This is a genomic window from uncultured Fibrella sp., assembly GCF_964250085.1.
Taxonomy (GTDB): Bacteria; Bacteroidota; Bacteroidia; order Cytophagales; family Spirosomataceae; genus Fibrella.
Genome location: NZ_CAXUEC010000005.1, coordinates 368,121 through 394,339 on the forward strand (window position 1 = coordinate 368,121; position 26,219 = coordinate 394,339).

Annotated in this window: 20 protein-coding genes; 9 read left to right on the plus strand and 11 right to left on the minus strand. The window is 53.2% G+C overall.

Annotated elements, in window-relative coordinates:
- Positions 1-123 precede the first annotated feature (123 nt).
- Both nusA and rimP read right to left on the minus strand, forming a co-directional pair.
- Entirely contained in the window at positions 124-1,368 is a 1,245-nt protein-coding gene (gene nusA, locus ACFE8Q_RS18390) for a transcription termination factor NusA (protein WP_375446891.1), read from the minus strand.
- 70 nt (positions 1,369-1,438) lie between these two features.
- Positions 1,439-1,948: a ribosome maturation factor RimP gene (rimP, locus tag ACFE8Q_RS18395; RefSeq protein WP_375446892.1), complete on the minus strand. Its 510-nt coding sequence runs from the start codon at positions 1,946-1,948 to the stop codon at positions 1,439-1,441.
- A 150-nt stretch (positions 1,949-2,098) separates the two neighbouring features.
- Here rimP and ACFE8Q_RS18400 point away from each other — a divergent pair, with 150 nt between their 5' ends.
- The gene (locus ACFE8Q_RS18400; protein WP_375446893.1) at positions 2,099-3,208 is read left to right on the plus strand and encodes an endonuclease/exonuclease/phosphatase family protein; all 1,110 of its coding nucleotides are present in this window, start codon (positions 2,099-2,101) and stop codon (positions 3,206-3,208) included.
- A 51-nt stretch (positions 3,209-3,259) separates the two neighbouring features.
- Here the strand turns inward: ACFE8Q_RS18400 and ACFE8Q_RS18405 are convergent, their stop codons facing one another.
- The 6 genes from ACFE8Q_RS18405 to ACFE8Q_RS18430 all read right to left on the minus strand — a co-directional run bounded on the left by ACFE8Q_RS18405 (position 3,260) and on the right by ACFE8Q_RS18430 (position 10,298).
- Positions 3,260-3,670 (minus strand): molybdenum cofactor biosynthesis protein MoaE, encoded by a 411-nt coding sequence (locus tag ACFE8Q_RS18405; protein ID WP_375446894.1) that lies wholly within the window; start codon positions 3,668-3,670, stop codon positions 3,260-3,262.
- Positions 3,671-3,804: 134 nt separating this feature from the next.
- Positions 3,805-4,053 carry a MoaD/ThiS family protein gene (locus ACFE8Q_RS18410; protein ID WP_375446895.1) on the minus strand — a complete coding sequence of 83 codons (249 nt, stop codon included), beginning with the start codon at positions 4,051-4,053 and terminating at the stop codon, positions 3,805-3,807.
- 136 nt (positions 4,054-4,189) lie between these two features.
- Positions 4,190-4,471 carry a hypothetical protein gene (locus ACFE8Q_RS18415; protein WP_375446896.1) on the minus strand — a complete coding sequence of 94 codons (282 nt, stop codon included), beginning with the start codon at positions 4,469-4,471 and terminating at the stop codon, positions 4,190-4,192.
- 101 nt (positions 4,472-4,572) lie between these two features.
- Positions 4,573-7,110 (minus strand): prolyl oligopeptidase family serine peptidase, encoded by a 2,538-nt coding sequence (locus tag ACFE8Q_RS18420; protein WP_375446897.1) that lies wholly within the window; start codon positions 7,108-7,110, stop codon positions 4,573-4,575.
- 115 nt (positions 7,111-7,225) lie between these two features.
- The gene (locus tag ACFE8Q_RS18425; protein WP_375446898.1) at positions 7,226-8,677 is read right to left on the minus strand and encodes a thioredoxin-like domain-containing protein; all 1,452 of its coding nucleotides are present in this window, start codon (positions 8,675-8,677) and stop codon (positions 7,226-7,228) included.
- Positions 8,678-8,834: 157 nt separating this feature from the next.
- Positions 8,835-10,298 (minus strand): thioredoxin-like domain-containing protein, encoded by a 1,464-nt coding sequence (locus ACFE8Q_RS18430; protein ID WP_375446899.1) that lies wholly within the window; start codon positions 10,296-10,298, stop codon positions 8,835-8,837.
- A gap of 72 nt (positions 10,299-10,370) precedes the next feature.
- Here ACFE8Q_RS18430 and ACFE8Q_RS18435 point away from each other — a divergent pair, with 72 nt between their 5' ends.
- From ACFE8Q_RS18435 to ACFE8Q_RS18445, 3 genes are all read left to right on the plus strand, one after another.
- Positions 10,371-11,159, plus strand: a complete 789-nt coding sequence (locus ACFE8Q_RS18435) for a YdcF family protein (RefSeq protein WP_375446900.1) — start codon at positions 10,371-10,373, stop codon at positions 11,157-11,159.
- Between the two features lie 151 nt (positions 11,160-11,310).
- Complete coding sequence (locus tag ACFE8Q_RS18440) at positions 11,311-11,829, plus strand: lipocalin family protein (RefSeq protein WP_375446901.1); 519 nt, start codon at positions 11,311-11,313, stop codon at positions 11,827-11,829.
- A 180-nt stretch (positions 11,830-12,009) separates the two neighbouring features.
- Positions 12,010-13,149 carry a formylglycine-generating enzyme family protein gene (locus ACFE8Q_RS18445; protein ID WP_375446902.1) on the plus strand — a complete coding sequence of 380 codons (1,140 nt, stop codon included), beginning with the start codon at positions 12,010-12,012 and terminating at the stop codon, positions 13,147-13,149.
- Positions 13,150-13,278: 129 nt separating this feature from the next.
- Here the strand turns inward: ACFE8Q_RS18445 and ACFE8Q_RS18450 are convergent, their stop codons facing one another.
- Positions 13,279-14,868 (minus strand): M20/M25/M40 family metallo-hydrolase, encoded by a 1,590-nt coding sequence (locus ACFE8Q_RS18450; protein ID WP_375446903.1) that lies wholly within the window; start codon positions 14,866-14,868, stop codon positions 13,279-13,281.
- Between the two features lie 312 nt (positions 14,869-15,180).
- Between ACFE8Q_RS18450 and ACFE8Q_RS18455 the strand changes: the two genes are divergently transcribed.
- On the plus strand, positions 15,181-16,191 hold the full coding sequence (locus ACFE8Q_RS18455; protein ID WP_375446904.1) for an alkaline phosphatase D family protein: 1,011 nt from the start codon (positions 15,181-15,183) through the stop codon (positions 16,189-16,191).
- 176 nt (positions 16,192-16,367) lie between these two features.
- Here ACFE8Q_RS18455 and ACFE8Q_RS18460 read toward each other — a convergent pair whose 3' ends face one another.
- Together ACFE8Q_RS18460 and ACFE8Q_RS18465 are read right to left on the minus strand one after the other, a co-directional pair.
- Complete coding sequence (locus ACFE8Q_RS18460; RefSeq protein ID WP_375446905.1) at positions 16,368-16,829, minus strand: VOC family protein; 462 nt, start codon at positions 16,827-16,829, stop codon at positions 16,368-16,370.
- A gap of 223 nt (positions 16,830-17,052) precedes the next feature.
- Positions 17,053-20,289, minus strand: a complete 3,237-nt coding sequence (locus ACFE8Q_RS18465; RefSeq protein ID WP_375446925.1) for a DPP IV N-terminal domain-containing protein — start codon at positions 20,287-20,289, stop codon at positions 17,053-17,055.
- Positions 20,290-20,592: 303 nt separating this feature from the next.
- Here ACFE8Q_RS18465 and ACFE8Q_RS18470 point away from each other — a divergent pair, with 303 nt between their 5' ends.
- The 4 genes from ACFE8Q_RS18470 to ACFE8Q_RS18485 all read left to right on the plus strand — a co-directional run bounded on the left by ACFE8Q_RS18470 (position 20,593) and on the right by ACFE8Q_RS18485 (position 26,151).
- Positions 20,593-20,901, plus strand: a complete 309-nt coding sequence (locus ACFE8Q_RS18470; RefSeq protein WP_375446906.1) for a plasmid stabilization protein — start codon at positions 20,593-20,595, stop codon at positions 20,899-20,901.
- A gap of 217 nt (positions 20,902-21,118) precedes the next feature.
- Complete coding sequence (locus ACFE8Q_RS18475) at positions 21,119-24,220, plus strand: PVC-type heme-binding CxxCH protein (RefSeq protein WP_375446907.1); 3,102 nt, start codon at positions 21,119-21,121, stop codon at positions 24,218-24,220.
- A gap of 65 nt (positions 24,221-24,285) precedes the next feature.
- Entirely contained in the window at positions 24,286-25,158 is an 873-nt protein-coding gene (locus ACFE8Q_RS18480; protein WP_375446908.1) for a hypothetical protein, read from the plus strand.
- Positions 25,159-25,194: 36 nt separating this feature from the next.
- Positions 25,195-26,151 carry a hydroxypyruvate isomerase family protein gene (locus tag ACFE8Q_RS18485; RefSeq protein ID WP_375446909.1) on the plus strand — a complete coding sequence of 319 codons (957 nt, stop codon included), beginning with the start codon at positions 25,195-25,197 and terminating at the stop codon, positions 26,149-26,151.
- Positions 26,152-26,219: the final 68 nt, after the last annotated feature.

Below are 26,219 nucleotides of genomic sequence, written 5' to 3' on the forward strand. Positions count from 1 at the left end.
TTATAATCCCAATTAAGGGGTCCAAAGTTTGAGGTTCAAGGTTCAAGGTTGCTTTGCCAGTTACCAATTTGGTTAATTGGCAGGGCAACTTTGAACCTTAAACCTCAAACTTTGGACTTTTTTTTACTCAAATTCCTGCCGCAGAATCGTCAGAATATCCTCAACGGTATCTTCTTCCAGGTCAGTACGGCGAACCAGTTCTTCCCGACTCAGGGCCAGCACACTCTTGGCCGTATCCAGACCCACACGGCGGAATTCCTCAACGATCCATTCGTCGATTTCGTCTTTGAATTCCATCAGGTCAACGTCTTCATCGTCTTCCTGCCCGTCGGTTTCCCGGTACACGTCCAGTTCCAGATTGACTAACCGGCCAGCCAACTTAATGTTCTGACCGCCTTTGCCAATAGCAAGTGACACCTGATCGGGCTTCAGATAAACAGCCACCCGACCCGCGTCTTTGTCGATAGTCATCGAACTCACTTTAGCAGGACTAAGTGCCCGGCTGATGAACAGCTCAAGATTTTCGGTGTAGTTAATCACATCGATATTCTCATTGCCCAATTCGCGCACGATACTGTGAATACGAACCCCTTTCATGCCCACGCAGGCCCCAACGGGGTCAATACGATCGTCATAGGATTCAACGGCCACTTTAGCCCGTTCACCTGGTTCGCGTACAATGCGGCGAATTGAAATGACGCCGTCATAAATTTCCGGAATCTCCGTTTCGAACAGTCGTTCGAGGAAAACCGGTGACGTGCGTGACAGAATAATCTTGGGTGTACCATTATTCATGTCTACCCGGTGAATAACTGCCTTTACGGCGTCGCCTTTGCGGTAGCGATCTCTTGGAATCTGCTCACTACGGGGCAAACTCAACTCGTTGTTTTCTCCATCTACCAGAATAATTTCGCCTTTCAGAAGTTGGTACACTTCAGCCGAAATCAGGTCGCCAACCTGGTCTTTGTATTTCTGGTACAGCAGTTCTTTTTCTAAATCTTTAACACGCTGAATGAGCGTCTGGCGGGCCGTTTGTACTACCCGACGCCCAAAGTCTTCTAACTTAACCTCTTCGGCCACTTGTTCCCCCACCTCAAAGTCGTCCTGAATACGACGGGCTTCGGCGAGGGGAATTTTATCATAATCCCAGATATCCTCTGAGTTATCGTCAACGATTTCGCGGGTGCGCCACATTTCAAGATCACCACTTTCGGCGTTGATAATCACGTCGAAGTTGGCATCGGTCTCGTATTTCTTACGAATCATGGTCCGGAAGACTTCTTCCAGAATGGCGATCATGGTGGGTCGGTCAATATTTTTTGACCGGGCAAATTCTGCAAACGATTCGATTAACTGTCCGCTATTCATTTGGCGTATCGGGTTGGCTGAGGGGCGATTATGCGCGGCAGAACGTACCCCTCATGTATTTAGTCATTGCTTAAAATTGAATCTCAACAGTGGCTTTCTGGATCGACTCGTACGGTATCGTCTGTATACCTTCGGGGGGTAGTTCAGTCAATGCCTTGCGCTTCGTTTTACTGATTTTGGCCGGTGGCACATCGAGAACGATACCCTGCTCATCGACTGACTCCAGTTTACCGATTAATAAAGGACCATTAAGCACCTGCACTTTCAGTAACCGGCCCACATTTTTGGTAAACTGCCGGGGTTGGGTAAGCGGGAAATCGACTCCGGGCGATGAAACTTCCAGATTAAAGGGCGAATCACCAAAAAAGTCCACTTCATCCATCTGATTACCGAGTGCCCGGCTAATTCGGGCGCAGGCTTCGATGGTCATTCCTTCGTCGGAGTCAATCAGAACGGTTACTTTCAATAACCCACCCTGCTTGCCAGCTACCTGAATATCAACAATATAGTACTCGCCATCGTTTAGATACGGCTGCAAAAGTGTTTCGATGCGTGCGGTGTCGTTCACGGGGTTTTCCAAAGAAAAAAGGGAGTAAAACTCCCTTTGCTGATCCTGTCTGATGTCGCTAAGTGGCGCAAAGATAAGGCGTTATTCAGCGAAAAGCAACCCGCTAAGGCTGGCAGGGCACGGCTGATGTTGTACTTTCGCGGCGTCATCACCCATTACTACATGTCCTTACAAACGCGTATCGGCCAGTTTTTAGCCTTTATCGGCAGGTCGCTGATCTGGTCGCTACACATCGGTGTGTTCTTCTACACGCTGCTTATCTACTACCTGCTGGGTCGGCTTCCGCTCGAGCACTGGCTGGCCAGTATGTTCATGATCACGCTGCCCATCGCCTGGCTTCTGCTGATTTTGCTGGGCCTTTTCTGGCTCTTTACCAGACCCTGGCGCAGTACACTCTCGGTTATTGGCCTGGTGCTGGGCTATTGGCTGCTCCCGCGAACACTCTCGATTCACACCGCCCAGCCAGACTTAACCGGCAGGAACGCGTTTACCCTGCTCAGCTACAACGTGTCGGTGTTTGACCTGGATAAGTATTTCGACAAAACGCCGCATCGGGAGCCCCGCGAGTCACGGTTACTAACCGACTGGGTGGTGAAGCACCCGGCTCCTGTCAAGTGTTTCCAGGAGTTTTATACTGGTAATCAGACACCTACGTTTCAGATGGTATCACGCCTGGAACAGGCCGGGTATCGCTATACCGCACTGCTTCACCCGGCCGAAACCGGCTACATCGGCGTGGCGACCTTCTCCCGGTATCCAATCATTGACCAGGGTAGTCAGGTTTTCAATTCGTTCAACGGCATGGTCTGGACCGACATCAAAGTAGATAACGATACCATTCGGATTATCAACGTCCACCTGCAATCGATGGGCATCCGGGTACGTCGTGTATTCGAGGAAAAGGAAATGTCGGGGGTCAAAGCGGAGACCCGGACGGTATTGGGCGCACTCAAAGCGGGGTTCAAATCCCGACAGGGCGAGGTACGTCTGGTAGAAGAACGCATCGCCCAAAGTCCGTATCCGGTGATTGTGACGGGCGATTTCAACGATACGCCGTATAGCGTGGTCTACGAACGACTCCGCCGCCGCCTGTCCAATGCCTTCGAAGATGCGGGTCATGGATTTGGCTTCACACTAAATCGGGCGCCGCGTACCATCCGGATCGACAATCAGTTTTACGATCCCCGTTTTCAGGTACTTGACTTTGCCGTACACCGCGACCTGCCCTACTCCGACCACTTCCCGATCGAAGGCAGGTACGTACTTAAATGAGTCTGCTGTTTTCTGTTGCGCTACTAATGGCAAAGCAACAGAAAACTCACTTTATGGCGTTGCATTCACCCACACTTCACCGTCGGCAAACAGCTCTTTTTTCCAGATAGGAACCGTCTGTTTGATGGTGTCGATGATGTAGCGAGTGGCCTCGAAGGCGGCATCACGGTGAGGCGTGGCGACACCAATCAACACGGCCATTTCGCCAATGCGGAGCACGCCTGTACGGTGGATGATCACGTATTTCAGCACGGGCCAACGCGCACAGGCCTGGTCGGCAATTTTCTGCATTTCGCGAATAGCCATCGGGCCATATGCCTCATAATCAAGCTGGTTTACCGAGCGTTGCTGCGTGTTGTTACGAACAACACCAAAGAAAAAGTCGATCGCGCCGGCTTCGTCGGTTTGCAGATAATGATAGGCGGAGCTGAAGTCGATAGGGTCTGCGGTAAGGGCAATCATTACAGGGAACAGTTATCAATAGACAATTACCAATTATCAATGAACAATTATCAGTTATCAATGAACAATGGCTCCGCTGAAGGACGTACCTGAGCAGAGCCATTGTTCATTGATAACTGATAATTGACCCCGCCCTACCCTCCGCTTACGGGTGGAATCAGCGCGATCTCGTCGGACGGATTTAGCAACGTATCAGGGTCGGCGTATTCGCTGTTGACGGCTACCAGCACCGATTTTACGCCGGTAAGCGCCGGATATTGCGTGTTGAGCAGTGTTAACAAATCAGCTACCCGGCCACCTTTGGCCAGCGGAACCGACAAGCGGCTTTGGCCAACCAGGTCGCGGGTAATGCCGAAGAGCAAAACAGTGAGGTGTTGAGTCATGATGACAAAGTAAACAGGGGTTTCGTTGTTTGTCAACGTCAGGCGTACCCCATTGAGTGCCCAGCCGGGCGGATAGCTACAAAAAAGGCCACCACTCATGCAGTGGCGGCCTTTTTGGCAGAAGAGCAGGAATTAACTACCGACTGCTATCCATTTTTTTCTCGGCCTTTTTCAAGCCTTTATCCGTCTTATCGAGCGCCTTGTTGGTGGCGTGCTTCGTTTTGGCTTTAGCGTCTTTGGCATCAGCCTTTATATCCTGCTTAGCCTGTCCGGCTTCCCGGTCGATTTTATCACCGGCGGCGTTCATGGTGCGCTTGGCCTGACGGCCTGTTGCTTTTGCGTTTTCTTTTACGTCCTGCGCCTGAGCGAAGGTCAGCGTTGTGGCTATCAACGCCATTAGCATGAGGGTCTTTTTCATAATCGTTGTGTTCCTGGTGAATGTTGACATTCAATCTGTCATAAAAACCGGTCGTCACGCAGATGGTTATGAAAGTTGGGTTATGAATCCATTAAAATTCATTACAACCGCTCGTCGAACAGTTTCAGGATGCGCTTGTATTCGTCCATCCAACTGGTTGGTTCTACGAAACCGTGATCTTCGACCGGGTACGGAGCTAGCTCCCAGTTTTCTTTTTTCAGTTCAATCAACCGTTGGGTCAGGCGGACGGCATCCTGGAAATGAACGTTTACATCGACCATGCCGTGGCAGATAAGCAGGTGACCTTTCAGACCGGCGGCGTGGTAGATGGGCGACGAACGGCGGTAGGCCAGCGTGTCGGCGTACGGCTCGTTCAGGATATTGCTCGTATAGCCGTGGTTGTAGGCGGCCCAGTCGGTAACGGGGCGCAGGGCGGCACCAGCTTTAAACACATCGGGCGTTGTGAACATGCCCATCAGGGTAATAAAGCCGCCGTATGAACCGCCGTAGATGCCGATCCGTTTGGCATCGACGCCATGATTTTTCACCAGCCAGTCGGCCGCATCTACGTGGTCGGTGAGGTCTTTACCACCCATGTAGCGGTAAATGCCGGTCCGCCAGTCGCGGCCATAACCGGCAGAGCCCCGGTAATCAATATCGAGCACTGTGTATCCCTTATCAACCAGCAGGTTATGAAACATGTATTCCCGGAAATACTGGCTCCACCACTTGTGCGCGTTCTGTAGGTAACCCGCCCCATGCACGAATACAACGGCCTTTCCATTCGCTTTGACGGGGGCATCGGGCGTTGGTTTATAGATTCGGGCGTAGATCGGCTGGCCATCACGCGCGGGAATCGTTACCACCTCGGCCGTCCGCCACGGATACGCCCGAAAACCATCGGTTGTACTGGTTGTCAGTTGAACAGGTACGTTCGGAACCACATTGGTTGTCGCCGCCTTCTTTTTAGCCGATGCCGTTAATGCGGCTTTCTGGCCCGTACTCATCAAATACAGTTCCCAGGGTTTGGTAATGCCCGAATAGCGAACGACGATCTGCGACTCATCGGGCGAAAGCGTGGCGTCGTTGGCACCGGTCATGGTTGTGAGCTGGGTACGTTCTCCACCGGTCACGGCCATCCGGTACAGATGTTGTTCGCCGGGGTGCAACTCATTGGTGGTTAGAAAAAACGTTTTTTTATCAGCCGACAACACCACCTGTTGCACCTCAAATTTCCCCTTCGTTAGCTGGGTACGTTGCCCCGTCAGCACGTTCATTGCGTACAGGTGCGAGTAGCCATCTACCTCCGACTGGTAATAGATAGTCTGGTCATCGAGCCAGCCCAACGTACCTGCCGAGAAACCACCGCCAATACCCGGCCCACCAATCCAGGCTTCATCGCGCTGACGGTCAAGGAGTTTCAACGCCGTGGGTTTTTCGGTGTCGAGCAACATCAGCCAGCGATCTTTATTGTCGACTGCCCGAACCACCACTACGGCGTAGCGGGCGGTGGGTCCTTCAGCCCAGACGGGCGCGCTCACGTACACCGGGCGATTTGCCGATTTTTTCAGTTCCGAAGCCAGTTTACGGGTCGTGTCTGTTGGCGTTTTTTCGGCCGAAGCGATCGTGGTTCGGCCCGCCACAGTGGCCGATGTGCTGGTCACGGCACTTGGCATCAGGTAATCGGGTTTGTCGGTGATGCCGGGCAGGCTGGCCAGGCTAACGGTGAGTGCGGTATCGCGGGCAATGTCGTACACCATGAACTCAACCGCCGACAAGGGTGCCCCTACTTTAGTGCGGGCGGGCAAATCTTCGGTAAAGCCCGATTCAGTTACGAAGCTGGGAACGATGGTCGATTTCGCCCCCGTGGCTGCTTTCATCAGCGCGTAGGTAACCACCCGCCCGTCGGGGCTCAGGCTGGCGTTCATCACCGATTTGCCATCGGTATAAATGGTTTTAGGGCGGCGGGGTTGTTCGGATTTGGTGGTGCGTTCGGCTTCGTCGCGTTTGGCTTTTCGCTCTTTCAACACGTCGAACAACGCTAACTGATCGCGTTTCAGCCACGATTCCTGACTGGTACTGCTGGGCGTCGGGCGTTTGGCACCGGGGTCGAAATTGGTAAGCTGTTCGGTCAGGCCGGTAGCCAGGTCGATGCGGTAGAGGTTGCTGGCCCGCGTAAATAGCACCGCCTTTTCATCACCCGAGAATACGGGATTGCTTTCCCGGTCAACGGTATTCGTTAAGGTACGTACCTTGCCGGTTTGCCGGTCGAGCAGAAACAGATCGCCGTATTTGGCGTATAAACGGAGTGTTCTGGACCGGTTATAATCCGCGTTGGCAGGCGTCAGGCTACGCCGTTCATCGATCGACACTTTAACGGGCTTCGTCGACGGAATGTACTTTCCACCGGGCAGTACGATTTTGTACAGTGAGTCGCCCAGTGCTTTGGTGGGGTTCCAATCGAAATAAATGGTGCGGGAATCATCACTCCAGAACACGCCCGACGGCGACGTACCGACCCACTGCCGGGGGTCCTGCATGATGGTCTCGACGGTAAGCGTGGGTTTGGATGAGGTGGATTGAGCCATTGCGGGCAAGGCAACGGCCAGCAGAAGCAAGCTGACGAAGATGTGTTTCATGCCGCAAAAAAGAGGTTTTAGACAGGATTAACAGGAGGAACAGGATTTATTTCTACTAAAAATCCTGTTCCTCCTGTTAATCCTGTCTAAAACCTCTTTTTTGCAGCCTAAATGTCTATTTGCGGGTTGCTAGTTGCTGGGTCAGGCGACGCTGAAACTGGATAAAATCACCAACCTGCTCGGCGGGCAGGGCACGTGCCAGAATGGTTTTGTCTTTATCGAGCACATATACTGTCGGGGTTTTCAGCACATCATACTGCTTCCGGTAGTCTGTTCGGAAGGTAAAATCGTATCCGTTTATCCATTGCTGAATGCCATAATCGCGGATAAATTTCTGCCAGGCATCCGGGCTGTTATCGACGGCAATGGCACAAAACTGAACGCCTTTACTTTTCACGGTATCGGTCGCAAACTGTTTTAGCGCGGGCATCGACTCGCGGCAGTGTACGCAGGTAGGGTCATAGAAAAACAGGACCGTGTAATCCGCTTGTACGGTTTTCAACTCAACCGGCCGACGCAGTGTGTCACTGACCGACAGGGCAGGAAAAGGCTTCCCAACCAGCAGCGGTTTCAAGGTTTCCATGCGCTTGCGAATGTTGTCGACCGTAGCGGGATCGGACGAAGGCATCACTCCCGAGAGGTAATAAGCCTCGGCCATGTGCACAAAAAGCCCATCGGTGCCCATTACGCGGGGACGCTCATACTGGCTGGTGATGTACCAGATAGCGTACGACAGCATTTCCCGGCTAGCCCGCGCTTTGGCGACAATAAAGTCGGCGCTTTTAATCAGCGAATCAACCTGAGGCGAAGTCATTTCCTGCAAATAACGGTCAATTTTTCGCTGAAAAATTGGCGTTCGAACCAGTCGTTCGTCCGAAAAGTCGAAGTTATCCCAGTAGTGATTTTTGTAATAGGCAAACTGAAAGGTAGAGTCGGTTTTACCGTTCTTGAGGCTGGGAGCGGCCGGTACGTCGGGGTCTTTCATGGCCCGGAGCAGTCTGGGCACAAACAGCGAGTCGCTCATGGCCATATACTGCTTTTGAAGTTGTGTAACCCGCCCCTGTAGTTCTATTGACTGCCGACGGAGGTTGAGCTGGGTTACCTTATCGGGCCTGAACTGCGCCTGAATTTCCAGCGCTTTACCTTCATCGGCCAGCGTGCTCATCTGCTTCTGGTACGCGTAGAATACTTCGTTGTCGGTCGACCCGGTCACACGCATGGTTGTCGTGTAGTTGGTGGTATCCGTTTCAAACGAAAACAGTTGAGACGTACCCAGCACCAGTTCAATATAGCGTTGCTTTTTCGTGGGTGGAATCACGATGTATAACCCACCGGGCAAGGGGTTTTTACCCTCGAGCACAAACCGGCCGTTGCTATCAATGCGGGCCGTGCCTTTTGGAATGTACTGGTTATGACCGAAGTAATGCGCCAGTGTAATGGTGGTGTCGCGTAGCCCACGAATGCGCCCTTCGATTCTAAATCCAGTTGATGCAGGGGTCTGTGCCTGTGTCTGTGCCACAGAACTGGCAATAAACGCGCAAAGGGCGATCAGTAAGAAACGAGTCATGGCTGTATGGGTGTTGGTATAGGCTTACTCCTAAATCCCCTGAAGGGGACTTGCTCTGCTAGCTTACCATTCGTAAGAAGCAGCGCAAAGTTCCCTTCAGGGGATTTAGGAGTAAGCCTATACCAACACCCACAAAAAACGGGCCACACTTAACTTATCAGCGACCTGTTTGCTTCGCCTTAACCGTGGCCGTCTTCACCGCACCTGGTTTTGCGGGGCTAGCCAGCGCAGCCTGCTTGCGGGTGAAGTTCAGAAAATCTTCAACCTGCTCAACGGGCAGGGCGCGGGCAATTATTTTTTTGTTCCGGTCCAGCACGTAGAGCGTTGGCGTAGTAACCACGTCATACTGGCGGCGGAAGTCGATCTGCTGTTTATGGTCATAGCCATGCATCCAGTCGGTAAGCTTGAATTCGCGGATGAATTTTTTCCAGTCTTCTTTCGAATCCTCGATGGCGATGGCTACCACCTTTATACCTTTCCCGGCGGGCGAATCCGTGAATTTCTTCACTTTGGGTGCGGCTTCGCGGCAATGCCCACAATGGGGCGCATAAAAGAACATGATGGTGTAATCGGCGGCGGCCAGGTTGTTGAAACTCAACGGGCGGGCCAGCGTATCACCCACGGCGGGCATGGCGAATATCTTGCCTACCTGCAACGGCTTAAGTACCGCCACCCGTTCGGTAACCGTTTTCAGGGTCGCCGAATCGATGTTGGGCATTTGCCGGGTCAGCCAGTATTTCTCGATCATGTGAATGAAGAGACCATCTGTCCCCAACACTTTGGGGCGTTCGTACTGGCTGGTCAGGTACCAGATCATGTACGTTTTCATGTCTTTGTTGGCACCGGCTTTACCCACCAGATAATCAGCTTCTTTACTGAGCGAATCGACCTGCTGGACGGTCAGTTCTTTGATGTACCGATCAATTTTGGGCTGAAGCAACGGCGTGCGTAACATCCGTTCATCGCTGAGATCGAAGTTATCCCAGAAGTGATTTTTGTAGTAGGCGAACTGCCAGAGCGAATCGGGGCGGCCGTTGGCGGCTTTGGGCGGCGTAGGTACGTCCGGTTCCGACGAGGCGAGCAGGACTTTGGTCGTTAGTAACGATTTGTTTTTAGCCAGGAAATCGGTGCGGTAGGTACGTGCCTGCGCCTGCAATTCCTTCAGGCGTTGGGCTGAAGCATCCGTTTTAGGCTGCTTGTCGACCTGACGCATTTCCTCGAATGCTGTTTTCAGCTTTTGCTGGTAGCCGTAGAAAGCGGCGTTTTCAACCGAGCCGGTCACTTTCATACTACCAATAAAATCGGCGGTGTCCGTTTCAAACGAAAACTGCTGTTCAGCCAGCATCATGTCGAAGTAGCGGCCTTTGGGCAGCACAACCAGATACAGGCCTTCAGGCAGTGATTTTTTCCCCTGGAAGACAAAACTTCCATTGGCATCGACCCGGGCCGTATCTTTCGGCACGTAATGCGTGGGGTCGTACTGGTAATGCGCCAGCACCACGGTGGTATCTTTTACACCCCGAATTCGGCCCGCAATGCGGTGCCCCTCCGGGTTTGTCTGAGCCAGGGTCAGCAGGGGCAGCAGGCCCAGCATCAACATGAAGAAGTTACGACGTTTCATAGCACAAAAATAAGCGTTCAACGTCCATTCAAACAGGGCTGAACGGTCTATTAACGAATCATTAACGAATCTATGTTCTACTTTCTGTCGAAAACAGCGGGGTATTTCCTCACTCCCGCGGGTTGGTTACTGGCATCGCTGATTGGCGCCCTGATTTTTCCAACCTATCGACGGCGTTTGCTACTTGTTTCGCTGGGCTTGTTCTGGCTGCTGGGCAACAGTTTTCTGGTCAACGAACTGGCTGGTCTCTGGGAAATGACGGGCAACGAACAACCTGCGCCCCGCCTCTCCACCGACACGACCCAGACGGTAGCGGTAGTGCTGACGGGCGGCCTGACCAACACGCAGGTACGTGTTACCCCGGCGCGGCCCATGCTCGCGCTACAGGCCGATCGGCTGGGGCAGGCGCTGTTTCTGTATAAGACCGGGCGGGTTCAGAAAATTCTGATCAGCGGCGGCAGTACCAATCTGTTTTTCATGAAAGCCGAGGGACTCCACGAGGGCATGGAAGGTATGCGGTTTCTGCACCTGGCGGGTGTGCCGACCCGCGATATGATCTGGGAGACGTATTCGCGGAACACGCACGAAAACGCCCTATTTTCGGCGCGGGTGCTTCGTCAGACGTTCCACACCGATCGCTGTGTGCTGGTTACGTCGGCGTTTCATCTGCGCCGGGCCACGGCCTGCTTTGCCAAAGCGGGCGTAAAGGCTGTCCCCTTTCCGGCTGCTTTTATCCATGAACCACGCCAATTTACCCTCGCCGATCTGCTGGTTCCGCATGAAGAAGCATTGACCGATGCCATGCACCTGCTACGAGAAGTGTTTGGGTACGTTAGCTACACGGTGGCTGGGTACATTTGACGGGCATAACTAGTAGCGCAGCGGCAGACTTCATTTTCTTGCTTTCAGCAGAGCCGCTCAATACATATTTAGCCCAAAAATGGACGAAACTGTGCACGAAACACATTTTGGGGCGTTTTTTACAGACAAACAGAAAATACAATCGACCATCATGAAACATACATCCCGATTCACAACCGCCGCTACCCTCCTACTGGCCATTCTGATTACGACGTTTGGCTGTAAAAGCAGCACCAGCGATCCCGGACCAGCCAACCTGACCACGTTGCAGGGCAGTTGGAAGATAACGGGTATCACGGTCGACCCAGCCTATACGTACCTGGGTATCAGCGTGACGGATTTAAGCAGTGCCCTTAAGCTGGTTGGTGAAAACTGTTTGGCCGATGCCGTTATTACCTTCAACGCCAATGGTACTATCTCAAACAATGTTGCTACCCAGGCGAGTTGTGCGACTGCGACGAATACAAAAAACCTTATCAGTACGTTTTTTGGTCCAACAACGACCTACTCTGAATCTGGTAACCAGGCAACGCTGGTTACGGGCGGCCAAACAGTTACGGGAACCAAAGTCTTTACTCCGACAACGGCTACCTACACGGCCAAACTCCCGACAGACCCAGGTGGCAACCCGGTGCCAACAACCTATACCGTTGTCTTGACGAAGCAGTAATATCCGATAGGATGCATGTACTGCGGCCTTTAGTCGGGGACGCCTAGTCCGCATTTTTTGTAGTTAAAATGCGGACTAGGCGTCCCCGACTAAAGGCCGCAGTACATGCATCCTGCTCTTTGAACGTATTGAGGTAACTTTGCTAAGTCGTTATTGAGCAAACCGGTTGTTCGGGTACGTATGTTGATTCGCCTATTGATACAGGCAAGTGTTGGTGTAATGGCGCTGGCCGGGTTTTCGGCTTGCCAGCAGAAAAAGCCGGACCATGCGCAGGCCGACACGGCTCAGACTGCTGATACGGCCATTACGAGTTGTCATACTAACCCACCCTCCCGATTTGCATCAGGTACGTCTGCGCAGGCAATGCCACCCGGCAAATCGGGCAACCGGACGGGCATGGTGGCGATTCCCGCAGGTACGTTCCTGATGGGTGCCGATAATGATCAGGCCCGGCCAGACGAATATCCCAAACACAGCGTTTGCCTCGATGGCTTCTGGATGGATGCCACCGAAGTGACCAACGCGCAATTCGCCCGGTTCGTGAAAGCGACAGGGTATATAACCACCGCTGAACGCAAACCGGATTGGGAAGAGATGCGTAAACAACTTCCTCCCGGAACGCCCAAACCCGCCGATAACCTGCTGGTAGCCAGTTCGCTGGTTTTCTCGGCTCCAGCGCAAATCAGCTCACTGGCCGATTACAGTCAATGGTGGCAGTGGGTTGCCGGTGCCGACTGGCGACACCCCGAAGGGCCGGGCAGTTCCATTGTCGGGAAAGAAAATTACCCGGTTGTCCAGGTATCCTGGGATGATGCAAGGGCTTATGCCAACTGGGCGGGCAAGCGGCTCCCGACCGAAGCCGAGTGGGAATGGGCGGCGCGAGGTGGCCTTAGGAAGGCCATTTACCCCTGGGGCAACGAGCCTGTCGACGCCGGTAAGCCCAAAGCCAATAGCTGGCAGGGCACCTTTCCAGTCACCAATACAAAACGCGATGGCTTCGACCAGTCGGCCCCGGTCAAGTCATTCATTCCCAACGGCTACGGTTTATACGATATGGCCGGCAATGTGTGGGAATGGTGCAGCGATTACTACCGACCCGATTATTACCAGACGCAAGCCAGAGCCGGCGTAGTAAAAAACCCGACCGGCCCATTACAAAGCGTCGACCCCGATGAGCCAACGGTCCCAAAACGGGTGCAACGCGGCGGCTCTTTCCTCTGCAACGATTCGTATTGCAGCAGTTATCGCTCATCGGCCCGCATGAAATCAAGCCCCGACACTGGCCTCTCCCACACCGGATTCCGCTGCGTAATGAATTGACCTACGTGTTTAGCGCTTGTAGCACAGCTTCGCGCTGTAGGCCTTTGACTATACAGGTACTAAAAAACGTCCTGCCCGAACGAAATTTCGTTCGGGCAGGACGTTGCTAGTTTTTTCCAGCGCGATCCCTTACCGGGCAGGAGCCTGTGCAATTGGTGCTACTACTTCTTTTGCCGGGATTTTCTGATCACGCATGGCGGCGTTGTATACAAAACCAGCCACAACGGTAGCGGCTTGTTTCAGATCGTCGGGTTGCAGGTGATCGTAGGTATCCATGTTCGTGTGGTGGGTACGTGTGTTGTACTCGATCCGGTCCTGAATGAACTGGAAGCCAGGTACGCCCACCCGATCAAACGACTGGTGATCGGTTCCACCCGTATTTTGGGCGGTAACGGTTGTGGCACCCAGGTCGTTGAAGGGCTTCAGCCATTGGGTAAAAATTGGCCCGGCTGCTACATTACCCTGCAAATAGATACCCCGAATCTTACCTGTCCCGTTGTCGACGTTGAAATAGGCCGAGATATTTTCGCCGTCTTTGGTCAGCTTGCTCGTTTTGGCATCGACCAGGTGGTTGGTCACGTAATTTCTTGACCCGAAAAGTCCCTGCTCTTCACCACTCCACAACGCAATGCGAATGGTGCGGCGTGGTTTGGCGCCAATCGCTTTCAGGATACGAACGGCTTCCATCATCACCGAACTACCAGCGGCGTTATCGGTAGCACCCGTGGCCGCATGCCATGAATCGAGGTGGGCGCCGAGCATCACCACTTCATCTTTCAGTTTAGGGTCGGTACCCGGAATTTCAGCCAGCACGTTGTATCCTTTGATGTCATCGGCAAAAAATTTCGTCTTCACGTCGACTTCCAGCTTCACCGGCACTTTGGCCTTCATCAGGCGGCACAGCATCATGTAATCTTCGGCCGAAATAGACAGATCGGCGAGATCATCGGGAACGGCGCCGAGGGCGGCATTGGCGTAATCACCGCTTACGAATAACGTACCATCTTTGCTGGTTTGGGTGCTGTTCAGGATACCAACGGCCCCTTCAGTTTTGGCCATTTTGCGCATCTTCTGGTTGAAAACGTTGCGGGTACGCATCGTTTGCATCATCCGCCGCATGGTCGAATCGCCACCCGCTCCACGCTGACCGCCACCACCCCGCGGGGCTTCGGCACTGGCCATTTTCTGGAGTTCTTCATCCGTATAGCGGTCGGCATCGGCTTTAAACGAAGGCGTTACTTTATACGACTGATCCATCAGGATCACTTTGTTCTTCAGTTTACCACGATAGCTTTCCAGCGCCATTGTATCTGTATCAGTAATGAACAGGATATCAGCCGCCTGTAATTTGTTTGTGCTCCCGCTCCACGCACGGGGAACGGCCACCATCGACTTATAATAAGGAGCGGTCATAGCGAAGTAGCAACGCTCTACATTCCAGCCTTTTCCCCAATCGCCCCATGATTCCAGGCGGGCATTTTGTAGTCCGTAGCCAGCCAGTTTGCCTTTGGCATAATTGGCCGCGTTGACATAACCCGGCCCCTGAATACGCGGTCCGTTCACGTCGGTCAGGTAAAAAGCGGTTTCCATCACCTGCGACTTTTGCAGTCCTTCCTGGCGGATTTTGTCCATCGTAGCCATGTCGACTTTTTCGTCCTGGGCAAAGGTGAGTAGCGAACTGCTGAGCAGCAATCCAGTAAAGAGTAGTTTGTTTGTCATGCGGTTTGGTAAGTTGGGGAAGTAGACAAGGCCGAAGATAGTAATTTACCATTTGCCGGTAACCGCCAATACCTACGTTACCCGTTTATGGCTATACTTTCTTTGCCAAATACCACATATTACAGAATATAGTTTTGTTATCAACCCTTACAAACGAGTACCTGAAAGCTGGTATTACAGTACCCGATTTTGTCATTCCTCCTTCGTCGGAATCATAAAATCGTACGATATTAACAAATAGTGATGAAGGGCCGGAACCCGCTTGGCACGCCTATTTTTGCAGTTCCAGTAACTCCTCATCATAGCCCGGTTATGAACCACTTTTTTACCCTTTGCCTGCTCAGTATCGCTCTTCTAGCGGGCTGCCGTACAACCCGCACCGAAACGGCTCAGCAACCCGTTACCACCATTGCTTTTGGCTCATGCAGCGATCAGAAACGCCCGCAGCCACTTTGGGACGATATTGTTGCCCAAAAACCCGACGTCTGGATTTGGCTGGGCGACAACATCTACGGCGATTCAGAAAGCATGGATACACTGCGGGCCAAGTATGCCCGGCAAAAGGCCAATCCGGTGTATCAGCAGCTCCGCCAGTCCACATCCGTCATCGGCGTGTGGGACGATCATGATTATGGCGTGAATGATGGTGGCAAAGAATATCCCCGCCGCAAAGAGAGTCAGCAGGTGATGCTGGATTTTCTGGACGTACCTGCCAACAGTCTGTTGCGGAAACAGGAAGGTGCTTACTCGGCGCATACCTACGGCCCGAAAGGGAAACGGGTGAAGGTGATCCTGCTGGATGGTCGTTATTTCCGGGACCCGCTGAAGAAGAACGGCAAAGACAACGTACCTGACCCATCGGGCGATATGCTGGGCGAGTCACAATGGCGCTGGCTTGAAAAAGAGCTGACCAATTCCGACGCCGACATTCATATCATTGGCTCAGGCGTACAGGTGTTGCCCGAAGAGCATGTGTACGAAAAATGGGCCAACTTCCCCACCGCCCGCCAGCGATTCCTGGATTTACTAGCCAAAGCCAAACCAAAAGGAACCATCCTGCTCAGCGGCGACCGGCACATGGCCGAAGTATCGAAAGTAACTGTACCCGGCCTGGGCTACGACCTGTTCGACATCACGAGCAGCGGCCTGACTCACGTGTCTAAAGCCCACGAAGAGGCAAACAAACACCGGGTGGGCAAGATGGTTGCCGAATTGAACTATGGCCTGATTACAATAGACTGGACGAAAAAACCGCTCACTGCCATTGTCAACATCAACGGCGACAACCAGGCAACGTACCTGACACAGGCGATTGATTTTTAGTTATTGGTTGGTTGTATTCCCGGGTTTACCCCCAACCCCCTGAAGGGAGCTACTGCTCCGCCGAATGGTTTAGCCCCCTTCAGGGGGTTGGGGGTAAACCCGGGAATACATCAACCTGAATTCACTTTAGTACTTATTCGTTACTGGTTAATAGTGATTGGCTAATAACCAATGACTTACGCCTGTTCCAGCGCGGCGATGTCGAGTTTGGTCATTTTCAGCATCGCCGCCATTGCTTGTTTCGCTTTGGCGGGGTCTTTATCACCCAATACCCTGCCCAGCGCCGACGGAACGATTTGACACGACACGCCAAATTTATCTTTCAGCCAGCCGCACTGCCCTTTCTCGCCACCTTCTGAGAGGTTCTCCCAGAAATGATCGACTTCGTCCTGTGTTTCACAGTGGACAAACAGTGAAATACCGTTGGCAAAGCGGAACGAAGGGCCACCATTCAACGCATGGAATGATTGTCCGTCAAGCTGAAAAACAACAGATATCACGTTTCCTTCCGATGCAGAACCAGCCCCTCCGTAGCGTGTTACCCGGTCGATCGACGAGTTCTTAAAAATGGACGTGTACAGGTTCGCTGCCTCTTCGGCCTGGTCGTTGAACGTCAGAAATGTCGTGATTTTTTGCATGTTGTCTACTGTTTATAGCCAAGCAAAGGTAACCTTTCGCGTATACGCAGTGGAGGGAGAAAACGACAAAGAAAGGGGGTACTCATGACAACATCGGCGTGCATTTCTCCACAAATCATAAATGCCCCGGAACAACCGTATTCCGGGGCATTTATGATTTGTACGTTAGGTTATTGACGCTGGGCTCCGCGTCCAGTGTCAGCACCCAAACACGCAAAACCGCTTACTTCCCGCTGGTCACTTTGGCCGATTTTGCCTCGTCGAGTTGCTTCATAAGTTCTTTCACAGCCGTGCTCAACTGGAGATTTTGATCGGTGTAACTTTCACCAATGGGCCGCGACACAGGCACATCGACGGGGCGCGGGGCCAGTTCCATGTCTTTGCCGGTATTATCGGTAATCTTAGACGATGGGAGTCGAATGGATGAACCGTCGATGAGTTGCGCTGCGCCGGTGAAGATAATCCAGCCCGCCGTTGGCTCACCCACTACTTTGCCCAGCTTCAGGCTCCGGTATCCTTCCGTAAAATCCTCGGCATCAGACAGCGAGTGCTGATTCGTTACAAGAATCGTAGGCGTTTCGAGCGACCGTTGACCCAGTGCCGACCGGGCTGGTGATGAAGGCAATCCCCGCGTAGTCATGGTCAGGTAGCCTTTTCGGGCAAACACATCAATGGCATACGGGTTCACAAAGCCGCCATTGTTGTTGCGAACGTCGACGACTACCCCCTCGCGGGCATGATTGTCGGCGTCCAGATCAATATATAACTGGTTGAGTGATTCGGCCGACATGTCGAACATGTGAACGTACCCAAGCCGACCACCGCTGGCTTTATCCACAAAATCGCGTTGCTGCTGCACCCACTGTTTGTAGAGTAACCCTTTTTCGGTAGCCAGATTGACCGGCAATACGCTCACCTCCCGCGAGGCGGCCGTTGGTGCCGACGCTACCGCCAGCGTAATTCGACGGTTGATTTTATTACTAAGTAGTTGATCCAGGTTGGTGCTGGCATCAATCGGTGTGCCATCAACTGCCAGCACGTAATCACCTGGTTTAACGGTTCCGGCCAGCGAAGCCGGACCCAGATTAATCACCTCGGTGACCAGGAGTTTACCCGTGTTTTCGTAGGTAATCCGGTCGAAACGAAGACCAAGCCGCCCTGTCGATATATCGGCCGCTCCCTGTGGCCCCGACACACCCGAATGCGACGCGTTCAGTTCACCTACCATCAGGCTCAGCAGCCTGCGCAATTCGTCGGGCGTGCGCGCACCAGCGGCATAGGGTTCGTACGTAGCTTTTACGGCGTTCCAGTCGGCACCATGAAATTCAGGATCATAGAAGCCTTTGTTCTGTATATCCCACGCCTGCTGGAATACCTGTAACTTTTCGGTCGAGAAATCAACGTCCAGTTCAGCCGTCACAGCCAGTGGTTTAGGCTCACGTGAGGTGAGCGAAATAGTTTGAATGCGGCCTTGTTCCAGGTAAAAGACGTCTTTCCCATCGGCCGTAAACTGGGCATTACTTTTTTGTCCCGGCGTGGTTGTCAACTGGCGGGCTACCGGCCGTTCGCTGCTCGTTTCATCGAGCGAATACGTGTACAGATTCTGCCGCCCGGCCACACTCGCGATCATCAGCAGCGTCTTGCCATCTTTACTGATTACCTGCTGGTCGACCTCGATGCCAACCGGTAACAGGCTAAGCCGCTGACGGATACCATCGAACACGATGCTGGTTGCTTCTTTTCCCGCTGTTTTAAGCTTGGCTGCCGATACCGCCGCCGTGTCGGGCGTTGTTTTAGCGGTCGTTGGCGACGGCGCAGGTACGGGTGTGTTGGTTGGCCGTATCGTTTTGGGCACTTCCTCGTTGAACAGGTCCCGGAACTGGTCTTCGCGGAATTTGGGCAGTTTCGGCACCAGGTCAACACGGGCGATCTGCGCGGTTTCGGTCCGCTGGTTGGTGCCAAATAAAATGTAGCTGCCATCCGGGCTCCAGTTTACGTTTGCGCCAGACGCGTTGGCCAGAAAACTCACCGGGCGTGCCTCGCCACCCACCGATGGCACAACCCACACATTACGAAATACTTTGGTTCCGTACGCAAAAAACGCCAGCCACTTACCATCCGGCGACCAGGTCAACGTACCTGTACCCGCAAATGGAGGCCGCCCCAGGTAGCCCTTATACAGCACGCGATCTTTTCGGGTGTTCAGGTCCAGCACGCGCAACTCCTGCCCGTTTCGGACAAACGCGATCGACTGACCATCCGGCGACACCACCGGCGCTCCGTCGTCGAGCGATGAATCGGTCAGGCGGGTTTCGGCGTTGGTCGAGAAATCGTACTGAAATAAATTCGCCATACCGTGGCGGGTACTGGCGTAAATGAGGCGACGGCTGTTGGGCGTCCAGATCACCTGCGACTCCACCGCCGGGCTGTTGCTCACCCGAACGGCATCACCTCCGTCTTTGGCCGACGCCGCAAACACCTCTCCATGCGCCGTGAACGCCACTTTCTTCCCATCCGGCGAAACGGCCAGATCACGAAACTGGGTCGTTAGCTTTTGGTGGTCAACGGACAGACCCGCCGCCGCACCCCGCAACCGAATAGCTATCGGTTTGGCCTGTTTCGAGGCAATATCGTAACTCCATATCTGAAAATCGCGCTCAAAAACGATCGTCTTCCCGTTGTTGCTCATCGACGGCCACAGCACCCGGCCATCTTTGAAAGCTGTTAGCATGGTAGCCTGTCCCTTCAGCGGCTTCGACCAGAGGTTCTGGCTCCCGTTCCGATCAGACATGTAATATAATGTCTGTCCGTCTGGGCTCCAGAGCGGCCATAGCTCTTTGGCACCGCCTTCCGTCAGGCGTTCGTAAATGGGTTTATCGCCTTTTTTCGTCCCTATTTTACAGGTCCAGATTTCGGTCTGATCGAGGTGACTGCTGCCTTTACGCCACCATTGAGCGGCCGAAATGCCTCGCGCCGAGAAGGCCAGCGTGCTGCCGTCGGGCGAGGGTGTGCCGAAGAATTCACTGGCATAACGGTCGGCGGTGACGGGCATTGGCGTTCCCCCGCTGATGGCCACACGATAGATGTCGTTCATGCTGGCAATGTCCCGGCTGGTCGACTGGAAATAAACCATCTTCCCGTCTTTCGACCAGGCCGTCAGGCTTTCAGCCCCATCATCGTACGTCAGCCGCCGTAAGTCGCCGGTTTCCAGTGTGAGCAGGTAAATATCACCATTGCCGGAGCGCGTGGACCCAAAAGCGAGGTATTTTCCATCGGGCGAATAAAGGGGTCGCGACTCATTGTCGGCATGCGCTACCAGCAAACGGGCTTCCCCGCCCGCCGCCGGAACGGTCCAGATATCGCCACCCGAGATAAAAGCGATTTCATTTCCATCGGGCGATACTGCCGGTTCGGCAAAGGCATACCTGGGCGTCGGGCTGCTCGACTGAGCCATCACCATTGTATGACTGCTGCCCAGGCAGGCGATCACGGGCAGTAGTAGACGTACATATTTACGCATATGCATAAGTAGATAAAGAGAGTTTGTTGAACGTACCTGAAAAGTAGCAATTTAAAGATAAACGCTGGATGAATGCCGTTTACAGCCAGTCAGTTAGCACGCCGCAATAGCTTTATATTATCCTGATCTTTCTTTCCATAATTTTATACATGCAAAAGGTTACCTGACCCACTCAGCGCCAAACAAATACCTGACGAAGTCGTTTATCGGGCAAAATAGGAGTTAACTAAACCAACTACGACTATGCCACGAGGCGATAAATCGGCGTATACTGACAAGCAGAAACGTCAGGCCGAGCACATTGAGGAAGGGTACGAACAGCGGGGCGTACCGGAAGAAGAAGCCGAAAGCCGGGCTTGGGCGACGGTCAATAAAATTTCGGGCGGCGGCAAGAAAAGCGGTTCAGGTCGGGGTCATGCCGAGAATAAAGAACCGGTAAAAACGGGAGGCAAAAAAGGAGGGGCAGCCTCTGCGTCGCGGACGCCCGAACAACGATCGGCTTCGGCAAAAAAAGCAGCCGAAACACGAAAGCGAAACGCGGCGGGTGCCTGACGATGGGCAAACTAGCCCAAGGCGATTGATCATTTACAAAAAGCAAGGGCCAACTCCGCACAGAGTTGGCCCTTGCTTTTTGTTGGTATTGCCACTATAGGTCGGTAGGTACGTATAATCAGTCAGTACCGGCCGTGCAACCCGCTTTTTTGTAGCTTTAGTTATTATAATTGACGCCGATTTTCCTTTCCCCACTTATACACTGTCTTTCTCAGCGATGACTCGACTACGAACTGCGCAAACGCTCCGACTGGCGGGTGCTGCGTCCCTTATTTCGGCTACCCTCTTTGTGGGTGCCTACTCCAACCCGGATCTAAGCCGGGCGTCGGTTCCGTTCCTGAATCGGTTCTTTGCCACCCTCTCCGACGACGATAAACACGACCCTAAGAACGCCGTAGCCAGCCTCAACGTCACACCCGGCTTGCAGGCGTCGCTGTTTGCCGCCGAACCCATGCTGAAAAACCCGACCAACATCGATGTTGATGCAAAGGGGCGGGTGTGGGTGTGTGAAGCCTACAATTATCGCCCGGCCATCAACGGCAACCCCACCGATGCGGCCGGCGACCGCGTGGTTATTCTGGAAGACCAGAACGGCGATGGCGTAGCCGATGTCAGCAAGGTATTTTACCAGGGGCCGGAATTACAATCGCCACTGGGAATATGGGTGCAGGGTAACAAGGTCATTGTCTCAGACAGCCCCAATGTGTGGGTATTCACCGACGAAGACGGGGACGACAAAGCTGATAAAAAAGAGATTCTGTTCACCGGCCTCAGCGGCGATCAGCACGACCACGGCATGCATGCCTTTGTGTTCGGACCGGATGGAAAGTGGTACTTCAACTTTGGTAACGAAGGCCAGCAGATTAAGGATAAAGACGGCAAAGCGATCTTCGACCGTAACACGGGCAAGGCCATCGACAAGCAAGGCTACCGGCAGGGTATGGTGTTTCGCTGTAACCCCGACGGATCGGAGATGGAAGTGCTCGGGCAGAATTTCCGCAACAACTTCGAAGTGGCCGTCGATTCGTACGGAACGCTCTGGCAATCAGACAACGACGATGATGGCAACAAGAGCGTGCGAATCAATTATGTGATGGAGTATGGCAACTATGGCTACACCGATGAACTGACCGGTGCGGGCTGGAGCGCCAACCGGACCAACATCGAAAAAGAGATTCCGTTCCGCCACTGGCACCTGAACGACCCCGGCGTAGTGCCAAATTTGCTGCAAACCGGGGCCGGTTCGCCCACGGGCATTATCGTGTATGAAGGGTCGCTGCTGCCAGGTACGTTCCAGAACCAGATCATTCACTGCGATGCGGGGCCAAACGTGGTGCGGGCTTACCCGGTTGAGAAAGATGGTGCGGGTTACAAAGCCACCATCGCCAACCTGGTCGAAGGCGTGCGTGATCAGTGGTTCCGCCCCTCCGATGTTTGCGTGGTCCCCGATGGGTCGCTGATGATTGCCGACTGGTATGACCCCGGCGTGGGTGGGCATCAGGCGGGTGACCAGAGCCGCGGCCGAATTTTCCGGCTGGCTCCGCCCAACTCGGCCTGGTCGGTCCCTAAAACCGATGTTTCTACGACCGATGGGGCCATCGCGGCTCTGCAAAGCCCCAACATGTCGATCCGGTATATGGGCTGGACGGCCTTGCATAATCTGGGGGCCAAAGCAGAGAAACCATTGGCAAAACTCTACAGCTCAGCCACCAATCCACGCATGAAGGCTCGTGCGCTGTGGCTGCTTAGTCAGTTACCAAAGGGCCAGAAGTACGTGGAAATGGCGTTGAAAGACGAAAACTCAGACCTGCGAATTACGGCCCTGCGCACCGCCCGCGAACAGAAAATGAACGTGATCGGGTATGTGAAACAATTGGTCAACGATCCCAGTGCTCAGGTACGTCGCGAGTGCGCCATTGCGTTGCGCCGCAATACCTCACCCGAAGCGCCTGCTTTATGGGCGCAACTGGCCGCCCAGCATGACGGCAAAGACCGCTGGTACCTGGAAGCCCTCGGCATTGGTGCCGATAACCAGTGGGACACTTACTATGCCGCTTATCTAAAGCAGCTAAACAACGATCCACTGGCCAACGCTGGTGGACGGGATGTGGTCTGGCGCGCTCGTACGTCCGCTTCCGTGCCAATGCTGGCCCGACTGGCGGGTGATAAAGACGTGCCGCTGGCGAGTCGACTGCGGTATTTCCGGGCGTTCGATTTCAACCCCGGCAACACAGAGAAATCAAACGCGCTGCTACAACTGATTCAGGAGCAAAACAGCCCCGACGTCACCAAGCTGGCCCTGCGCCACCTCGATCCGGGTTTTGTAACGAGTAGTGCTTCGGCGTCGCGTGCGCTGCAAACCCTGCTCGACCAGACCTACGGCACCGCCGAGTATATGGAATTGGTGCAGCGATATGCACCGGCTGGCGAAAACACGCGGCTGCGGCAATTGGCGATTTTGAAACCCAACGACAATATCGGCCGCGATGCCGCCAAGCAACTACTGGCCCAAAACGGATCGGCGATGGCCTGGGAAACGATCAACGGCTCCAACGCCGACGCGGCGACCAACATGGTTACGTCACTTCGGCGGGTAGGCAGCAACGAGTCACTGGATATGCTGAAAGCGGTGGCCCTCGACGAAAAACGGTCGATGGCCCTGCGGCGCGAAGCAACCCGGTCGCTGGGTGGTAGCCAGGCGGGAGAAGACCTAGTGCTGGTGCTCCTCAAGTCGGGCGAACTAAAGGGCGGTGACCTGAAAGCGGCTGCTTATCAGGGTGTTGCAACGGCATGGCGCAAGATGATTCGGACTGAAGCCGCCAAATACCTGGATGGCAATCAGTCAGGTACGTCGACGGCCAGTGCAAAGAAACTACCCGGTGTCAACGAGTTGCTGGCCATGAACGGCGACGCCTCACGTGGGCTTACGGTCTACAAAACCAACTGCTCGGTGTGCCATCAGGTGAATGGTGAAGGCATGGACTTTGGGCCTAAATTGTCGGAAATCGGCTCAAAACTGGGCAAAGACGGGCAATATCTGGCCATTATTTATCCCGACGCGGGGATCAGTTTCGGCTTTGAAGGCTACGAAGTAAAGTTTAAAGATGGCAGCACCATGACAGGCATAGTCTCGAGCAAAACTGAAACGGATTTGCAAATGAAGTTTCCTGGCGGGCTGGTTCAGAACTACAAAACCGCCGACGTTGTGTCGATGAAGAAAATGGACTCGTCGATGATGCCGTCGGGCCTTCAGGAAGCCATGAGCACGACCGAACTCGTTGATTTAGTCGAGTATTTAAGCACGTTGAAAAAGAAGTAGGTTGAGATAGAGTGGCTAACGATAGCCTTTAACGTCCAATCGTTAGCCATTCTATTTCAGATAATATGGGAAAATCTACGTCCTACGACCGGATTATTCGGGAGAACATTGAGCCACTGGTCATTCCCTTAGCCACCCGACTGTTGCACCTGCATATCCCGGCTGTTGAAGAGATTCCCGATGACCTGCATCAGACCATCGAGCGTAAGCCTGATTTTTTGAAGAAGGTCGTGCATGCCAAAGCCGTCAAGGACTACATTCTTCACTTTGAATTTCAGACAACCGACGACGGTGAGATGGCTGAACGTATGCTGGAGTATTACGCCCTTCTATACCGAAAATACCGGTTACCCGTTAAGCAGTACGTTTTCTATATCGGCTCAGGTACGTCGCAGATGCAATCGCATGTTCTACACGATGCCCTTTCGTTTCGGTATGATCTGATCAACACGTCGGAGGTTAATCATAGTCTGTTTCTTAATTCCTCGGTCCCGGAAGAGGTTTTACTGACCATACTTGGCAATTATGGCGAGGGCTCTGCGGACACTGTCATTGAGGAAATTATCATCAAACTAGGCCAATTGGTGCCTCGCTCCTTACGGCTAAAACGGTACGTTAAGCAACTTGAAGTCCTTTCCAAACTGCGTAACTTGCAGGAATTAACAATCAAAATTTCGGAGAAAATGGCACTGGTATATGACTTGGAAACCGATATTCGCTTCAAGCAGGGCGTTGAACAGGGCATGGAACGCGGCCTTGAACGAGGTCTTGAACGCGGCCTCGAACGAGGCTTCGAGCGAGGTATTGAACAGGGTCTTGACCTTATCATCGAACGCATGCTTCGAAATGGAAAGCTTAGCCATACAGATATTGCCGAAAATACTGGCGTCTCCATAGAGCATGTGCAGGCCACTGCTCAACGGATTGCCAACTCATAACATTTTTACATCATCCTAAACCCGATCAGCCTCGTCATGACCCATCGCCGAGACTTTATAAAATCCGCTCTTGGAGCAACAGGCGTAGCCTTCGCAGGTACGTCGGTTGCTCACGCTACAATCGCCTCTTCATCTGAAGTTGCTGGCTCCGGGTTAGCCGGTAAAAATAAATTTAAGCTCGATTACGCGCCCCACATCGGCATGTTTCAGAATAGCGCTGGTAAAGACCCCATCGACCAGTTGAAGTTCATGGCCGATCAGGGATTTACCGCGATTGAAGACAACGGCATGATGGGCCGCGAACCTGCGTTGCAGGAGAAAATGGGTGCCGAAATGGCTCGCCTTGGCCTTAAAATGGGTGTATACGTATTTGAGACCGGTAACAACTGGAAAGTTTCGTTTACCACCGGCAAGAAAGAATTTGTCGACAACTTCATGGACACCGCCCAAAAAGCGATCGAAACCTCGAAACGATGTGGTGGGAAACTGGCCACGGTGGTGCCCGGTTATTTCGAGCGTAACCTGCCAATGGGCATTCAGACAGGCCACGTCATTGATGTGCTACGGCGTGGTGCCGATGTACTGGCCAAGAACGACATTGTGATGGTACTGGAACCCCTGAGCGACAACCCTGACCTGTTTATGCGCACGTCTGATCAGACCTATGCACTGTGTCGGGCCGTGAATAGCCCGTCGTGCAAAATCCTGTTCGATATTTACCACATGCAACGCAACGAGGGCCATATCATCCCGCATATCGACTGGGCGTGGGACGAGATCGGGTACTTTCAGATTGGCGATAACCCCGGCCGGAAAGAGCCCACAACGGGCGAAATCAATTACAAGAATATTTTTAAGCACATCTACGACAAAGCTAAAGCCAGCAACCGCTCATTCATCTTCGGCATGGAACACGGCAATTCGCTGCCCGGGAGAGAAGGAGAGATGGCGCTGATCAAAGCGTATGTAGAGTCGGATAGTTTCGCGTCTTGAAAAGGGTTAAACACAAAGACACGGAGTATACAGAGTTATCTCTTTCGATTAGAAAAGAAACTTTGCGT

Coding starts and splice junctions, on each gene's coding strand:
- ACFE8Q_RS18480 (WP_375446908.1), top strand. CDS start 24,286: ATGGGAAAATCTACGTCCTACGACCGGATTATTCGGGAGAACATTGAG.
- ACFE8Q_RS18475 (WP_375446907.1), top strand. CDS start 21,119: ATGACTCGACTACGAACTGCGCAAACGCTCCGACTGGCGGGTGCTGCG.
- ACFE8Q_RS18430 (WP_375446899.1), bottom strand. CDS start 10,298: ATGAAACGTCGTAACTTCTTCATGTTGATGCTGGGCCTGCTGCCCCTG.
- ACFE8Q_RS18445 (WP_375446902.1), top strand. CDS start 12,010: ATGTTGATTCGCCTATTGATACAGGCAAGTGTTGGTGTAATGGCGCTG.
- ACFE8Q_RS18415 (WP_375446896.1), bottom strand. CDS start 4,471: ATGAAAAAGACCCTCATGCTAATGGCGTTGATAGCCACAACGCTGACC.
- ACFE8Q_RS18450 (WP_375446903.1), bottom strand. CDS start 14,868: ATGACAAACAAACTACTCTTTACTGGATTGCTGCTCAGCAGTTCGCTA.
- ACFE8Q_RS18455 (WP_375446904.1), top strand. CDS start 15,181: ATGAACCACTTTTTTACCCTTTGCCTGCTCAGTATCGCTCTTCTAGCG.
- ACFE8Q_RS18465 (WP_375446925.1), bottom strand. CDS start 20,289: ATGGTGATGGCTCAGTCGAGCAGCCCGACGCCCAGGTATGCCTTTGCC.
- ACFE8Q_RS18470 (WP_375446906.1), top strand. CDS start 20,593: ATGCCACGAGGCGATAAATCGGCGTATACTGACAAGCAGAAACGTCAG.
- ACFE8Q_RS18410 (WP_375446895.1), bottom strand. CDS start 4,053: ATGACTCAACACCTCACTGTTTTGCTCTTCGGCATTACCCGCGACCTG.
- ACFE8Q_RS18435 (WP_375446900.1), top strand. CDS start 10,371: ATGTTCTACTTTCTGTCGAAAACAGCGGGGTATTTCCTCACTCCCGCG.
- ACFE8Q_RS18460 (WP_375446905.1), bottom strand. CDS start 16,829: ATGCAAAAAATCACGACATTTCTGACGTTCAACGACCAGGCCGAAGAG.
- ACFE8Q_RS18420 (WP_375446897.1), bottom strand. CDS start 7,110: ATGAAACACATCTTCGTCAGCTTGCTTCTGCTGGCCGTTGCCTTGCCC.
- ACFE8Q_RS18425 (WP_375446898.1), bottom strand. CDS start 8,677: ATGACTCGTTTCTTACTGATCGCCCTTTGCGCGTTTATTGCCAGTTCT.
- nusA (WP_375446891.1), bottom strand. CDS start 1,368: ATGAATAGCGGACAGTTAATCGAATCGTTTGCAGAATTTGCCCGGTCA.
- ACFE8Q_RS18400 (WP_375446893.1), top strand. CDS start 2,099: ATGTCCTTACAAACGCGTATCGGCCAGTTTTTAGCCTTTATCGGCAGG.
- ACFE8Q_RS18405 (WP_375446894.1), bottom strand. CDS start 3,670: ATGATTGCCCTTACCGCAGACCCTATCGACTTCAGCTCCGCCTATCAT.
- ACFE8Q_RS18485 (WP_375446909.1), top strand. CDS start 25,195: ATGACCCATCGCCGAGACTTTATAAAATCCGCTCTTGGAGCAACAGGC.
- ACFE8Q_RS18440 (WP_375446901.1), top strand. CDS start 11,311: ATGAAACATACATCCCGATTCACAACCGCCGCTACCCTCCTACTGGCC.